Source organism: Corynebacterium gottingense, from assembly GCF_002285125.1.
Classification (GTDB): Bacteria; Actinomycetota; Actinomycetes; order Mycobacteriales; family Mycobacteriaceae; genus Corynebacterium; species Corynebacterium gottingense.
Genome location: NZ_NSGN01000009.1, coordinates 20,843 through 34,876 on the forward strand (window position 1 = coordinate 20,843; position 14,034 = coordinate 34,876).

General features: G+C 66.6%; 14 protein-coding genes. 6 read left to right on the forward strand and 8 right to left on the reverse strand.

The window, feature by feature from the left end:
* Positions 1-67: 67 nt before the first annotated feature.
* Both dusB and CKJ82_RS09120 read left to right on the forward strand, forming a co-directional pair.
* Positions 68-1,240 carry a tRNA dihydrouridine synthase DusB gene (gene dusB / locus CKJ82_RS09115; RefSeq protein WP_095278684.1) on the forward strand — a complete coding sequence of 391 codons (1,173 nt, stop codon included), beginning with the start codon at positions 68-70 and terminating at the stop codon, positions 1,238-1,240.
* 121 nt (positions 1,241-1,361) lie between these two features.
* Positions 1,362-2,084 carry a phosphate signaling complex PhoU family protein gene (locus CKJ82_RS09120; protein WP_095537963.1) on the forward strand — a complete coding sequence of 241 codons (723 nt, stop codon included), beginning with the start codon at positions 1,362-1,364 and terminating at the stop codon, positions 2,082-2,084.
* Between the two features lie 68 nt (positions 2,085-2,152).
* On the opposite strand, the gene pstB is transcribed toward CKJ82_RS09120, so the two are convergent.
* The 5 genes from pstB to mshD all read right to left on the reverse strand — a co-directional run bounded on the left by pstB (position 2,153) and on the right by mshD (position 7,451).
* Positions 2,153-2,926 (reverse strand): phosphate ABC transporter ATP-binding protein PstB, encoded by a 774-nt coding sequence (gene pstB / locus CKJ82_RS09125; RefSeq protein ID WP_095278685.1) that lies wholly within the window; start codon positions 2,924-2,926, stop codon positions 2,153-2,155.
* A gap of 36 nt (positions 2,927-2,962) precedes the next feature.
* Positions 2,963-3,802: a phosphate ABC transporter permease PstA gene (gene pstA / locus CKJ82_RS09130; RefSeq protein ID WP_240510751.1), complete on the reverse strand. Its 840-nt coding sequence runs from the start codon at positions 3,800-3,802 to the stop codon at positions 2,963-2,965.
* Positions 3,803-3,944: 142 nt separating this feature from the next.
* Positions 3,945-5,018 (reverse strand): phosphate ABC transporter permease subunit PstC, encoded by a 1,074-nt coding sequence (pstC, locus tag CKJ82_RS09135; protein WP_095537877.1) that lies wholly within the window; start codon positions 5,016-5,018, stop codon positions 3,945-3,947.
* A gap of 160 nt (positions 5,019-5,178) precedes the next feature.
* Positions 5,179-6,309, reverse strand: a complete 1,131-nt coding sequence (gene pstS, locus CKJ82_RS09140; protein ID WP_095537878.1) for a phosphate ABC transporter substrate-binding protein PstS — start codon at positions 6,307-6,309, stop codon at positions 5,179-5,181.
* A gap of 272 nt (positions 6,310-6,581) precedes the next feature.
* On the reverse strand, positions 6,582-7,451 hold the full coding sequence (gene mshD, locus CKJ82_RS09145; RefSeq protein ID WP_095537879.1) for a mycothiol synthase: 870 nt from the start codon (positions 7,449-7,451) through the stop codon (positions 6,582-6,584).
* A 22-nt stretch (positions 7,452-7,473) separates the two neighbouring features.
* Between mshD and CKJ82_RS09150 the strand changes: the two genes are divergently transcribed.
* Positions 7,474-8,277: an LmeA family phospholipid-binding protein gene (locus CKJ82_RS09150; protein WP_240510745.1), complete on the forward strand. Its 804-nt coding sequence runs from the start codon at positions 7,474-7,476 to the stop codon at positions 8,275-8,277.
* A 69-nt stretch (positions 8,278-8,346) separates the two neighbouring features.
* Positions 8,347-9,000, forward strand: a complete 654-nt coding sequence (locus tag CKJ82_RS09155; protein WP_095278690.1) for a heme-binding beta-barrel domain-containing protein — start codon at positions 8,347-8,349, stop codon at positions 8,998-9,000.
* Here the strand turns inward: CKJ82_RS09155 and CKJ82_RS09160 are convergent.
* Positions 8,997-9,908 carry an aminodeoxychorismate lyase gene (locus CKJ82_RS09160; protein ID WP_420838566.1) on the reverse strand — a complete coding sequence of 304 codons (912 nt, stop codon included), beginning with the start codon at positions 9,906-9,908 and terminating at the stop codon, positions 8,997-8,999. The genes CKJ82_RS09155 and CKJ82_RS09160 overlap by 4 nt on opposite strands.
* 41 nt (positions 9,909-9,949) lie before the next feature.
* Between CKJ82_RS09160 and ygfZ the strand changes: the two genes are divergently transcribed.
* Both ygfZ and CKJ82_RS09170 read left to right on the forward strand, forming a co-directional pair.
* Positions 9,950-10,996, forward strand: a complete 1,047-nt coding sequence (ygfZ, locus tag CKJ82_RS09165; protein WP_095537882.1) for a CAF17-like 4Fe-4S cluster assembly/insertion protein YgfZ — start codon at positions 9,950-9,952, stop codon at positions 10,994-10,996.
* A gap of 128 nt (positions 10,997-11,124) precedes the next feature.
* A complete protein-coding gene (locus CKJ82_RS09170; RefSeq protein ID WP_095537883.1) occupies positions 11,125-11,328 on the forward strand; it encodes a DUF3073 domain-containing protein in 204 nt (67 codons plus the stop codon).
* A 109-nt stretch (positions 11,329-11,437) separates the two neighbouring features.
* Here CKJ82_RS09170 and purM read toward each other — a convergent pair whose 3' ends face one another.
* Entirely contained in the window at positions 11,438-12,511 is a 1,074-nt protein-coding gene (purM, locus tag CKJ82_RS09175; RefSeq protein WP_095537884.1) for a phosphoribosylformylglycinamidine cyclo-ligase, read from the reverse strand.
* Positions 12,504-14,009, reverse strand: coding sequence for an amidophosphoribosyltransferase (gene purF / locus CKJ82_RS09180; protein ID WP_095537885.1), 1,506 nt, complete (start codon positions 14,007-14,009; stop codon positions 12,504-12,506). Before purF ends, purM begins: the two co-directional genes overlap by 8 nt.
* Between the last annotated feature and the right edge of the window lie 25 nt (positions 14,010-14,034).

Genomic DNA, 14,034 nt, shown 5'->3' on the forward strand with positions numbered 1-14,034 from the left:
CGCCTCCACGCCACAGGGCCACCAACGAATTGCGCTTATCCCCTCCCAACAGGAACAATAGAGAACCATGACAGCACCGACGACCAGCGCAGGCCCCGCGCTACGCATCGGCGGGATGGACCTGGACTCCCCCGTCATCCTGGCCCCCATGGCCGGGGTGACCAACATGCCATTTCGCGTCCTGTGTCGCGAGATCGAGCAGGAGCTCACCGGAACCAGCTCCGGGCTCTACGTCTGCGAAATGATCACCGCGCGCGCCATGGTGGCCCGCAACCCGAAGACACTGCACATGACCACCTTCGCGGACGTGGAGACGCCGCGCTCGATGCAGCTCTACACCGTGGACCCCAAGTTCACGTATGACGCGGTGCGCATGATCGTGGAGGAAAACATCGCCGACCACGTCGACATGAACTTCGGCTGCCCCGTCCCCAAGGTCACCCGCAAGGGCGGCGGCTCCGCTATCCCCTACAAGCGCCGCCTGTTTGGCAACATCGTCGCCGCCGCCGTGCGCGCGACCGAGGGGACCGACATCCCCGTCACCGTGAAGTTCCGCGTGGGCATTGATGCTGAGCACCACACCCACCTGGATTCTGGCCGCATTGCCGCCGAGGAGGGCGCGGCCGCCGTCGCCCTGCACGCCCGCACCGCGGCGGAGCGCTACTCCGGCACCGCACACTGGGACGAGATCGCCCGGCTGGTCGAGCACATGGACGGCACCGGCGTGCCCGTCATTGGTAACGGCGACATCTTTGCTGCCGGCGACGCGCAGCGGATGATGCAGGAGACCGGCTGCCACGGCGTCGAGGTCGGCCGCGGGTGCCTCGGAAGACCGTGGCTGTTCGCCCAACTCGGCGCGCAGCTACGCGGCGAAGCAGTTCCCGCGGAACCGACGCTGGGCAAGGTTGCCAGGATCCTCTACCGTCACGCGGAACTGCTGGCGGACCACGACGGCGAGGAGCACGCCTGCCGCGACATCCGCAAGCACACCGGCTGGTACCTGCGCGGATTCCCCGTGGGCGGTGAGTTCCGCAAGGAGCTCGCGCAGGTGACGTCACTCGGCCAGCTGTGGGACCGGCTGGCACCGATTGCAGATTCTGATGCGAAGGCGGAGCAAGCTGACAGCGCGCGCGGCCGCCAGGGCGGGTCCTCCAAAGTCGCGCTGCCAGAAGGATGGTTGGATGATCCCGAAGATGACGCTGTCCCACAGGGCGCGGAAATTGAAAACAACGGCGGGTAGCCCGGAGGCACCGAACGCACGCGAGCCCGAGGAGCCCTCGGAGCACGCCGAGCCGGCCCACGCAGGCGAGGCGGGTGACGGCGGTGACGGTGGCGTCGATAAGCATGACGGCCCGACGCAGCTGCGGACCGCGTACCGCGAGCACCTCGAGGCGTTCAACGCGGACCTGCTCGAAATGTGTGACCGGGTGCGGGCGGCGATGGCGCAGGCCTCCGAGGCCTTGCTGCGCCAGTCGCTCGAGGGCGCGGAAGACACGCTGTCGCAGGTCGACGCACTGCGCGAGCTCAAGACCCGGTGCGAGGAGCGCGGCATGAGCCTGCTTGCGCTCGAGAGCCCCGTGGCCTCTGACCTGCGACAGGTGCTGTCGTCGATCTACATTGTGGAAAACCTGTCGCGCATGAGCTCCCTCGCCATGCACGTGGCCACGCTCACGCGCGCACGCCACCCGGATGCCGTAGTGCCCGGCCCGCTCGCCGGCTTCATGGAGGAGATGGCGCGGCTCTCCGACGCCATGGTGGCCCAGACCCGCGAGCTCCTCCTCCACCCCGACGCGGAATGCGCGGCGCAGCTGCACACGATCGACGAGGACATGGACGACATGAAGGCGTATCTACTCAACCTGGTCACCGCCCCGGAGTGGGAGTACAGCAACCGGGAGGCCGTGGATGTGGCCATGATGGTGCGGTACTACGAGCGCTTCGCCGACCGCTGCGTCAACGTGGGCAACCGCATCGTCTTCCTGGTCACCGGGTTGCAGCCGGAACAGTACCGGGAGCAGCGCGACGGCGATTACGACTTGAAGGAAAAGTTCGCCACGATCGAGCGGCGCTTTACCCGCAAGTAGTACCGAGACATGCGACGGCGCCCCGGATTGCTCCGGGGCGCCGTACTTTCTGCGGGGACTGTCGGCCCTTAGCCGAAGCGGCCGGCGATGTAGTCCTCGGTCTCTTTCTTCTCCGGGTTCTCGAAGATGGTGGTCGTGTCGTTGAACTCGACCAGGTTACCCGGCTTGCCGGTTGCCTCGAGGGAGAAGAACGCGGTCTTGTCGGACACACGGGCTGCCTGCTGCATGTTGTGGGTCACGATGACGATTGTGTAGTCGGCCTTCAGCTCGTGGATGAGGTCCTCCACCGCGAGGGTGGAGATCGGGTCGAGCGCGGAGCAGGGCTCGTCCATGAGCAGGACCTCGGGGCGCACAGCGATCGCGCGGGCGATGCAGAGGCGCTGCTGCTGGCCGCCGGAGAGGCCGCCGCCCGGCTTGTCCAGGCGGTCCTTAACCTCGTCCCACAGGTTCGCGCCGCGGAGAGATTCCTCGGCGACCTCCTTGAGCTTCTTCTTGTTCTTCTCGCCGGAGAGCTTCAGGCCAGCGACAACGTTGTCCTCGATGGACATGGTCGGGAACGGGTTCGCCTTCTGGAACACCATGCCGATGGTGTTGCGGACGGACACCGGGTCCACGTTCTTGCCGTAGATGTTGTGGCCGTCGAGCAGGATCTCGCCCTTGACGCTGGCCTTGGGGATGACCTCGTGCATGCGGTTCAGAGTGCGCAGCACGGTGGACTTGCCGCAGCCGGACGGGCCGATGAAGGCGGTGACGGCCTGTGCGGGGATCTTCATGTTGACGTCGCGGACGGCGTGGAAGTCGTCGTAGTAGATGTTGACGTCGTTGAGTTCGAGCTTAGACATCGGGGATTCTCCTCAGATGATGGTTGTGTGGGGCGGTTACTTCTTCACGGAGTACTTCTTGGCAATCGCGCGTGCGAGCAGGTTGAGCACGACGACGATGACTACCAGGGTGAGGGCTGCGCCCCACAGGCGTTCTGCGGCAAAGCCGGTTGCACCGGACTTCCACATTTCGAGCATGAACAGCGGAAGCGAGGACTGCGGCTCGCCGAACAGGCCGAACCAGTTCAGTGCCGGGGTGGAGCCGACGAGGATCAGCACCGGAGCGGACTCGCCCATGACGCGGGCCACTGCGAGCATGATGCCGGTGACGATGCCGGACAGGGCGGTCGGCAGCACGATGCGCAGGATGGTCTTCCACTTCGGCACGCCGAGCGCGTACGACGCCTCGCGCAGGTCCATCGGGACGACGCGGAGCATCTCCTCGGTGTTACGCACCACCAGCGGGACCATCAGCAGGATGAGTGAGAGCGAGACGGCGAAGCCGGAGCGGTCCATGCCCAGGATGGTGATCCAGAGGGCGTAGACGAACAGCGCGGCGACGATGGACGGCACGCCGGAGAGGATGTCCACCATGAAGGTGGTGAGCTTGCCCAGCCTGTTGCCGTTGGAGTATTCGACCAGGTAGACAGCGGTGAACACGCCGATCGGGATGGAGATCAGCGACGCGATGAGCGTCTGCATCAGCGTACCGGCGATGGCGTGGAGGGCGCCGCCGCCTTCCTTGGAAATGCGCACGCCGATCATGTCGCTGGTCCACCAGCCGAGGTCGAACACGGCTGGCGCGCCGCGCACGATCACGGTGATCAGCAGCCAGAGCAGCGGGATGAGCGCGAGAATCATGCACGCCCACATGAGGCCGCCCATGAGGGAATTCATGGTCTTACGGCCCGAGGAGATGTCGGTGAAGGGGTTGTCTTTCGCGGAGCGAGTGCTTTTCGACGCCACGTTGGCCGTCGCGTTGCCCGCGCCCTGAGCACCGGCGTTGTTGGGAACTGCTGTAGACATTCGCTTGCCTGCCTTACTTCTTGTTGACGATCGCGCGGGCGATCGAGTTGACAACAAAGGTCAGCACGAACAGGACAAGGCCTGCCGCGATGTAGGCACCAGCAGAGATCGGGTTGTTGAACTCTGCGGATGCGTTCGCGATGGCGGTAGCGAAGGTGGTGCCACCGTCAAAGAGCGAACCACGGAAGTCATTGGCCGGCGCGACCACCATGTAGAGCGCCATCGTCTCACCAAGCGCGCGGCCGAGGCCGAGCATGGAGCCGGCGATGAAGCCGGAGAGGCCGAACGGGATGACGGTCATGCGGATGACTTCCCAGCGCGTTGCGCCGAGCGCCAGTGCGGACTCGATCTGCCCCGGAGGGGTCTGGACGAAGATCTCGCGGGCGGTGGCCGCGATGATCGGCAGGATCATGATGGCCAAGACGATGCCACCGGTGAGCATGTTGCGGGCCGTGGAGAACGGCGGGGAATTCTGGTAGGTGGCGAACAGGAAGAAGCCGCCGCCCCAGGAGTTGATCCACTCGTAGAACTTGCCCAGGGCCGGGCCGAGCACCTGCGCGCCCCAGAGGCCGTACACGATGGAGGGGACCGCAGCGAGCATGTCCACGAGGGTGCCCAGGGGGCGCACCAGGTTCTTCGGCGCGTAGTTGGAGAGGAAGAGCGCGATGCCGAGTGCGACCGGCATGGCGAGGATCAGCGCGATGAGGGAGATCATCACGGTGGAGAAGAACAGGTTCGGGATACCGAACTGCATTGCGTCCAGGTTGGCAGTCTGCCAGTTGCCGCCGTAGGTGAAGAAGCCACCGACGCCGCCTTCGTTTCGGCTCAGCGGCGGGATCGCCTGGATCACCAGGAACAGGCCGATCGCGATGATGATCACGGTGATCAGCGTTGCCGAGGCGGTCGAGAGGAATTCAAATACGCGGTCGCCCGGGCGCTTCACGCCCGCGCCGGAGGTCGTTTCCACCGGGGCCGCCTTGGTGTTTTGCGGCGGCGTACCGGTAGCGGACTGGACCTCGGGCTGCGCAGGCGCAGCCGTCGACCCCACTCGGCGGTCGTCCGCCGGAGTCATTTCGTTGTCAGCCATGGTTACTGGTCCTTATACGGTTGAAAAGAGGGGGAGCCAAGCTCCGAATGTTCAATTTTTTGGTAACGGTTTGCACACTTGGTGTTAACCGTGCCCTCACATGGGCGTGCCCCCCGCAACGGCATTCGCCGCGTTGGGGGGCACCACACCGCCAAGTGGCTTACTGGATGGCGTTGACTGCCTCGCGCAGGCGCTCAGCGTGTGCGCCGGCGACCGGGATGAAGCCCTCAGCTGCGAGCTCGTCATCCTGGGAGTCCAGAGCAACGTTCAGGAAGTCCTTCACCATCTTGGAGGTGGACTCGTCGTAACCAGCGGAGCAGACGATCTCGTAGGTGGTCAGCACCAGCGGGTATGCGCCCTCTGCGTCGGTCTTGAACAGCTTGTCAGCGTCGACGACCATGTTGTGACCCTCGGTCTTGAACTCCAGGGTGTCCAGGGTCTTCTCAACGGACTCGTCGGTCAGCTCGACCGGGCCGGAACCGAAGTCGATGTTGGCCTTCTTGTCAGCGAAGCCAGCCTCGACGTAGGTGATTGCGCCCGGGGTGTTGTTGACCTCGGTAGCAACGCCGGAGGAGCCGTTCGCACCGGTGCCGACCTCGCCCGGGAAGGACTTGCCGGAGCCGGTCCACTTGCCGTCCGAAGCAGCAGCCAGGAACTTCTGGAAGTTGTCGGAGGTGCCGGACTCGTCAGAGCGGTAGAACGGCTTGATCTCCTGGTCCGGAAGCTCGGCGTCCGGGTTGGACTCGGCCAGAGCCGGGTCGTTCCAGTTGGTGATGTTGCCCTGGAAAATGTCAACAACGTTGTCGACGGTGAGGTTCAGCTCGTCAACGCCGTCCAGGTTGTACGCGATGGCAACCGGGCCGATGACGAACGGCAGGTGCCATGCCTCGTTGCCACCGCAACGCTCAGCGGCAGCCTCAACCTGGTCATCCTTCAACGGGGAGTCGGAGCCAGCGAACGCAGCCTGGTTAGCGATGAAGTTCTTCTGGCCGGAGCCGGAACCGGTGGCGTTGTATGCCAGGGTCGCGCCCGGAACTTCCTCGGCGTAGCGAGCTGCGAAGTAGTCCATTGCGTTCTGCTGAGAGGTAGCACCCTCGCCGACCAGCTGGCCCGTCTGGCCGGAGAGCTCTGCGCCGGCACCCTCAGATTCGGAGCCCTCAGCGGCGGAGGAAGCCTCGGAGGAGGTGTCGGTGGAGTCAGAGTCAGAGGAATCGCCACAAGCGACGAGGGCTGCGGAGGAGACTGCGACGGCGCCGATGATGGCGGCGGTGCGCTTAAAGTTGCGGTTCACGGGATACCTTTCCGGTGCTTAGTTAGTTACCACTCGAGCATCGGTGCCACTCTCGGCCGGTTTTGCCCACAGCGAGGTGGACGAAACTCTTTCCGATTACTCACGGTTACTCAACCTAGAAGTCAGCGGTTAACCCCGAGTGTCCAGTTTGGTAAACAGTCGGTGAACTTCTACAACACGCCCGAAAAAGCCTGATAAAACACTGCGGATGCGATGAATGTCACACACTCAGGGGTTGACTCACACCCCCTTAGCCCCACTAGCAACAGCGGTTACGCGCTTTCCGACGCCGCGCCGTACACCACGTGCCGCTCCGCCACAGCAAAGCCGAGGCCCTCGTACCGCGCCACAGCCGGCGCGTTATCCGCCTCCACGTACAGGATGACGCGATCCTTCCCCTCCCCCACCAAATGGGAGAGCGCAAGCTGCATCAGCGGGGCGCCGAGCCCGCGGCCGCGGTAATCATTGGCCAGGCCGACGACGTACACCTCACCCGTACCGTCCGGGTGCACCTTGGTCCAGCTGAAGCCCGCGAGCTCGTCCCCGCAGGAGAGGAACCAGACCCCCTCCGGGTCAAACCACTCCGCCCGCATCGCGCGGTGGAGACGCTCCAGGTCCCACCCGCCCTGCTCGGGGTGCCAGGAAAATGCCTCGTTGTTGACGCGCAGCCACTCGCGCTCGAGCGCGTCCTGCTCGCCCGCCGCTTTCGCGCTAGCAAGGGTGCGCGCTTGGTAGCCATCCGGGAGCGTGAGCTGCGCTGCGTCCCGTAGATCGTCCCCCTCGCACGCCATGACCAGGAGCTCGCGCGTGGGCTCCAGCCCCAGCGACGCCGCCAGGGCGCGCGCCCCCGGCAGATTGCCGTGCGCCCACAAGCCGGCGTCGGGACGCTGCTCGAGCACCCGGCGCGCCAGCTCGGCACCGATTCCGCGACGGCGGGCCTCCGGGTGCACCACCAGCTCCGCGGAGCCGTCCGGGGCGATGGAGGCCAGGCCCGCGAGCCCACCGGGGACGTCGGTGGAAGGGGTGGTGAGGAGGGAATGGTTCAGGGTGGCGTCGCTAAGCGCCTGCTCGAACGCCTCGGAGAATGGGGCGACCCCGTCGGCGTCGGTGGCTGCGTGGAGGATGGTGCTGTAATCGTGCATGGACCCAGGCTACGGTACAAGTATGCAATTGAAGCGAAGTGCGGCTGTCGGGGTCGCGGCGATCGCGCTGCTGGGCTACCTCGCGGACACGGCGGCGGGGATGCGCGCCGAGCACGCACTCTCCGCGCGCGCCGCTGAGCTGGGCGAGCTGTCCACAGCCCCCGCTGCGTATGTTGGCGGCCTGCCTTTCGGCCGCACCGTACCCCGCATCACCGTCGACGCCCTGGATGTGCCCGTTGCCGGCGTCGGCGTGGGCAACGTGGGCATCAAGCTTGTCGACGTCACCCTGCCTCACCCCCGCACCGCGCACCTCGTGGACGACCTGCCCGGCGCGAAGGCGAGCCTCGTGCGCCGCATCGTCCGGCTCGACGGCGTGGCCTTCGGGCAGTTGCTGGGCATGACGGACCTGGACATCGCGAGCCCCTACGACATCTCCCCGTCCGGCGGCGGCGCGAGCGAGGCGCGGCTGACCGGCACCATTCCTGGCACGGAGGACCCCGTGACGGTGGTGGTGACGCTGCGAATCGACGGCACGAAGTTTGTCATGCGCCCGAGCGAGCTCGTGGACGTCCCCCCGGAGCTCACCGACCGCGCCGTGCAGGCGTTCAGCCTGGAGCGCGATACCCGGGACCTGCCGCTCGGTGGCCCTGCCGACTGTGTGCAGCTCACCGGCGGATCGATCGAGTTTTCGCGGGACCGTATTAATACCGTCGTGGAGGAGACGGACCTTACCCCGCTCCTGCGGGACCCGTCGACGGACGAGGGCGCCCGGCAGGCGGAGGATTCACCGCTGGCGTCGGACGCGGAGGATGCCTCGGCAGGCTAGGCAGGCGAGGCAGGCGAGGCAAGCGAGGCGGGGTGCGGTCGCGGCACGCCAACGACTACCCTGGCTGGCATGGCTGATACAGAGAACACCACCCCCGAGAACACCGGCTCGCTCAACGGCAACGACGCCGTCAACCTGGCCGCGGAGCAATCGAAGAACACGGCGCACCGAAACATCCCGGCGCTGGGCTTTGAGGACTTCCCGCTAGAGGAGGACACGGCGAACCTGCGCCAGGGTCCGAGCCTGCACGACGGGCTGCTGGCGCTGTTGCCGCTGGTCGGCGTGTGGACCGGCACCGGCCAGGCCAACGACAACGGCGAGGAGTACGCCTTTGGCCAGCGCCTGGTGATCTCTCATGACGGCGAGAACTACCTGCGCTTCGAGTCGCGCATCTGGCGCATCGACGAGGACGGCAACGCCACCGGCGCCGACCAGCGCGAGGTGGGTTTCTGGCGCATCTCCCTGAAGGACGAGATCGAGGTGACCCTCACCAACTCCCGCGGCCTCGTCGAGGTGATGTACGGCGAGCCGGTCAACGAGCGCGCCTGGCAGCTGCAGAGCGCCACCACCCTGGCCACCGAGTCCGGCCCGAAGCAGCACGGCGCGGGCAAGCGCCTCTACGGGCTCATGCCCAACAACAACCTGGGCTGGGTGGACGAGCGCGCCGTCGGCGGCGAGATGGTTCCCTACATGTCCGCCGAGCTCAAGCGCATCGCCGGCTAAGCCTTATCCAGCGCGGCGACGATCAGCTTTTGCACCTCCGCCGCGTTGTCCGGCGCCGGGAGCTTCTTCCCGTTCAGCTTGCGCACCCGCGCGTACATGCGCGTGGAGCTGACCAGCCAGACGGATTCCGCCTTGAGCAGCTCGCTGAGGTACATGTCCTTCTGCTTGCACTTCCACCCCTTCTTTTCCGCGTGCGCGAACAGCGCCGCCTGGGTGGTGCCGGGCAGGATCCCCGGCCCCGGCTTCGGGGTGCGCAGCCGCCCGCCCTTCTTCACAATCACCACCGTCGAGGTCGCCCCCTCCAGGACACGGTCCGTCTCCGGGTCGATATAGATGACGTCGTCGTACCCCTCTCCGCGGGCCCACCGCAGCGCCGCCATGGACGCCGCGTAGTTCAGCGTCTTCGCGCCCACCCGCATCCAGGGGACCTCCGCCTCCCCGCCTTCGCCGCGGTTGATGGTGTAGCCGCGCGGGGTGGTCACCACGCTCACCCCGTTCTTGCGCTCCTCCAAGACCGAGTCCGGGATCGGCCGGATGGTCAGCCAGGCGGTGGGCACGCCGGTAGTCTCGCGCCCGCGCGACATGGTCCAGACGCACTTCGCGTCCACGTCCTCCGCAGCGAGCCCACGTTCACGCACGTAGTCGGCCACCGCCTCCCGGGTCGCCTTGATCCAGTGCTCCCTGCCGGGGTCGGGCAAGTCGAGGGTGGCGGCGGAGCGCCGGAACCGCTCCACGTGCTGCTCCAGGTTCGCCGGCTCGCCCTTGCGGATGAGGATCGTTTCAAAAATGCCGTCGCCACGCGTCACAGCCGCGTCATCCCAGAAGATGTGGGGCGTGTTCGCGTTTTGTCTGCGCACGGAGCCGCCGAAGGGCTCGACGAGGTAAATGACCGGAGCGGGTGGGAGCATCGATGCCATACTGTCCCATTATGCCCGTATGATCGGGGTCTATGTCGTATTCGTCCGATCTTTTACAACTGCCCGGCGCCACCCCCATCGAGTCCAACCCGCTCGCCGAGGGAGTGGCCTGGCACTACGGCAATCCGCTCGCGGAACAGCAGGGCTTACGCATCATCGACCGCTCGCACCGCCGCGTCATCGCCGTCTCCGGCCCCGACGCCGCCGAGTTCCTGAACAACCTGCTTTCGCAGAAGCTTATCGACGCCACACCGTCCCTCACCGCCGCCGCCCTCGACCTGGACATCCAGGGCCACATCCTGCACCACGCCGACCTCGCACTCGTGGATGGCACGTTCTACCTCGACGTCCCGCCCGCCCAGTTCGACTCCTTCGTGGACTACCTGCGCAAAATGGTGTTCTGGTCCGACGTGACCGTTGAGGAGGCCGACTTGGCCATCCTCACCCTGCTTGCAGACGACGCCGAGTTCCCCGCCATCGACGAGGCCGTCTTCACCCGCCGCGTCAGCGACTTCTCCCCCGCTCGTCTGGACGTGGCGGTCCCGTGTGGGGAGGCGCTGGGCGTGGCCAAGCACCTCCACGAGCAGGGGGTGGCCTACGCCGGCATGATGGCGTTTACGGCCGCGCGGGTGCGCAACGTCGAACCCGAGCTGGGCGTGGACCTGGACGAAAAATCCATCCCGCACGAGGCGCCGCGCCTGATCAACCGCGGCGAGCACATCGGGGCCGTCCACCTGAACAAAGGCTGCTACCGCGGGCAGGAAACCGTCGCGCGCGTGGAAAACCTCGGCCGGTCCCCTCGCCTGCTGGTCATGCTGCAGCTCGACGGCTCAGCCCCGCACGACCCGCAGCCAGGCGAGACCATCACCTCCAACGGGCGCAAGGTAGGCCGACTGGGCACCGTCGTCCAGGACGCCGACTACGGCCCGGTCGCGCTCGGACTGGTCAAGCGCTCCGCCCTCACCGCCCCGCTGGACATCGAGGGGGTCGCTGCGAGCGTGGACCCGGACTCGCTGCCTACCGACGAAGGCGAGAAGCTTGGCCGTCTCGCGGTGGACAAACTGCGCCGCGGGCGTTAATCCCAGCTCAGGGGCCGGGTGAGCATTTTCGTGGCGTACAGGCTATTATGTCCCCCAGGACAATAACTATCGAAAGTATGAGGCCGCCTTCTTAGGCCGCCCTAGAACCACCTCAAGGGGGTCACGCCATGGGCCGCGGACGCGCCAAAGCAAAGCAGACCAAGGTTGCTCGCCAACTTAAGTACAACACGCCTGAAATGGACCTCGATTCTCTGCAGCGTGAGCTTGCAGGCAAGGCACCGCAGCGGCGTTGGGACGAGGACGGTGACGAGGTGGATGACCAGTACGCCGAGTACGCGGACTGGGACGATGATGACGAGGACCGGAAGTAAGTCCGCCCGGCCCCACAACGCCACCATTCACACCGTTTGAGCACAAGCACCCGGCAACCCCGGGTGCTTTGTTCATGCGCGGGGTGCGCCGAGCTAGTACTGCGGGCGCCTAGTACTGCGGGTGCTCGCCCACCAGCACTGCGCGCTCGGTCTCGCCGTTGTCCGCAGCGCGGACCTCGCCGAGGACCCAAGAGTCCACGTGGCGGGCGGCCAGGATCGCCAGCGCGCGGTCCCGGTCCTCCGGCGCGACGACGGCGACCATGCCGACGCCCATGTTGAAGGTCTTCTCCATCTCCTCGTCCGGCACCTGGCCGACCGACTTGATCGTGCGGAAGATCTGCCCCGGCGTCCAGGTGGCGCGGCGCATCTCCGCAACCAGACCCTCCGGGATGATGCGGACCATGTTGCCCGCCAGGCCACCACCGGTGACGTGGCAGAAGGTGCGCACCTCGCACTCGGAGGCCAGCTCGAGGCAGTCGCGGGCGTAGATGCGGGTCGGCTCCAGGAGTTCCTCGCCGAGGGTGCGGTCGAACTCCTCAATGTGGCCGTCAAGCGGCAGACCCGCCTTCTCCAGCAGGACGTGGCGCGCCAGCGAGTAGCCGTTGGAGTGCAGGCCGGACGAGGCCATGGCGATAATCGTGTCGCCCTCGCGCACGCGGTCCGGGCCGAGCAGCTCATCCGCCTCCACGACGCCGACGGCGGTGGCGGAGACGTCATAGTCGTCGGCCTCCATCACGCCGGGGTGCTCCGCGGTCTCGCCGCCGAGGAGCGCGCAGCCGGCCTGGACGCAGCCTTCGGCGATGCCGCCGACGATGTCCGCGATCTTCTCCGGCACGACCTTGCCGGTAGCGATGTAGTCCTGCAGGAACAGCGGCTCGGCGCCGCAGACGACCAAGTCGTCGACGCACATGGCGACCAGGTCGATGCCGATGGTGTCGTGCTTGTCCATCGCCTGGGCGACAGCAAGCTTGGTGCCCACGCCGTCGGAGCCGGCCGCGAGCAACGGCTCGCGGTACTTGCCCAGGGCGAACAGACCGGCGAACCCGCCGATGCCGCCCTTGACCTCCGGGCGGGACGCACGCTTGGCGTGGTCCTTGAGCAGCTCGACGGCGCGGTCGCCGGCCTCGATGTCAACGCCCGCGGCGGCATAGGAGACGGAAGGGTCGGAGTTCTGGTTAGTCATGTCGGGTGTCACCTTTCTGGATGCGCCGGACAAGGTCGGCGTTCGGGTTGCCGTCGGGAAGCCCGAGCGGGTAGTTGCCGTCGAAGCAGGCGGCGCAGAGGTTTTCTGCGGGGTGGTTGGTGGCGGCGATCATGTTGTCGATAGGCACGAAGGCCAAGGAATCAGCGCCGATCATGGTGCGGATGGACTCGGCGACCTCCGCATCGGTGCCGCCGCGGCCGTGGTTGGCAATGAGCTCGCCGGGGCTGGCGAAGTCGATGCCGTAGAAGCACGGCCACTTCACCGGCGGCGACGCGATGCGCACGTGTACCTCGGCGGCGCCCGCCTCGTGCAGCATGCGGATCAGCTTGCGCTGGGTGTTGCCGCGCACGATTGAGTCGTCCACCACCACGAGCCGCTTGCCCTCGATGGCGGCGCGCACCGGGTTCAGCTTCAGCCGCAGCCCGAGCTGCCGCAGCGTATCGGACGGCTGGATAAACGTACGACCCACGTACGCGTTCTTCATCAACCCCTGCTTGAAGGGGATCCCGGACTCCTCGGCGTAGCCGATCGCCGCGGGGGTGCCCGACTCAGGCACCGGCATGACCAGGTCGGCCTCCACCGGGGCGACTCGCGCTAATCGACGCCCAATCTCAACGCGGCTGGCATTCACCGTCTGGCCGTCAAGTACCGAATCCGGGCGCGCCACGTAGACGTACTCGAACACGCAGCGGGCCTTGCGCGGCGCCTCGGCGAACCGCTCGGAGCGGATACCGGTGGCGTCGATGGCCACGAGCTCGCCCGGCTCGATGTCGCGGACGAAGGAGGCACCGACGATGTCCAGGGCGCACGTCTCGGATGCGACGACCCAGCCGCGCTCCAACCGGCCCAGGGAGAGCGGGCGCACGCCGTGCGGGTCGCGGGCGGCGAAGAGGGTGTCGCCGTCGGTGACCATGAAGCAGAAGGCGCCTTGGAGGCGAGGGAGGAGGTCGAGGGCGGCGTCGATAAGCGTGTGCTCCCCGCGGATCCGGTCGGCGAGCAGCGCGGAAACGACCGCGGTATCGGAGGACGAGCCCTGGCCCTGCACGCCATCGGCCGGGATGAGCTTGCGCTCGATCGCCTCGGCCTGCAGCTCCTGGTAATTGGTCAGGTTGCCGTTGTGCGCGAGCGCGACGTCCGTGCCGTTTGGCGAGGTACGGAACATCGGCTGCACGTTATCCCAGGAATTGCCGCCCGCGGTGGAGTAGCGCGTGTGCCCGATGGCCACATCGCCCTGGAGGGCATCGAGGACGGACTCGTCGAAGACCTGGCTGACCAGGCCCGTGTCCTTAAACACGACGATGTTGGAGTGATCGCCCACCGCAATGCCCGCGCCCTCCTGGCCACGGTGCTGGAGGGCGAACAAGCCGAAATAGGACAGTTTGGAGACGTCTTCACCAGGCGCCCACACGCCGAACACGCCGCACTCATCGCGCGGTGCGTCGTCGAGCTGCGCCCGGGAGTCCCCGTCATTTTCCATGCTCACGGTATGCACGGCCCTTACT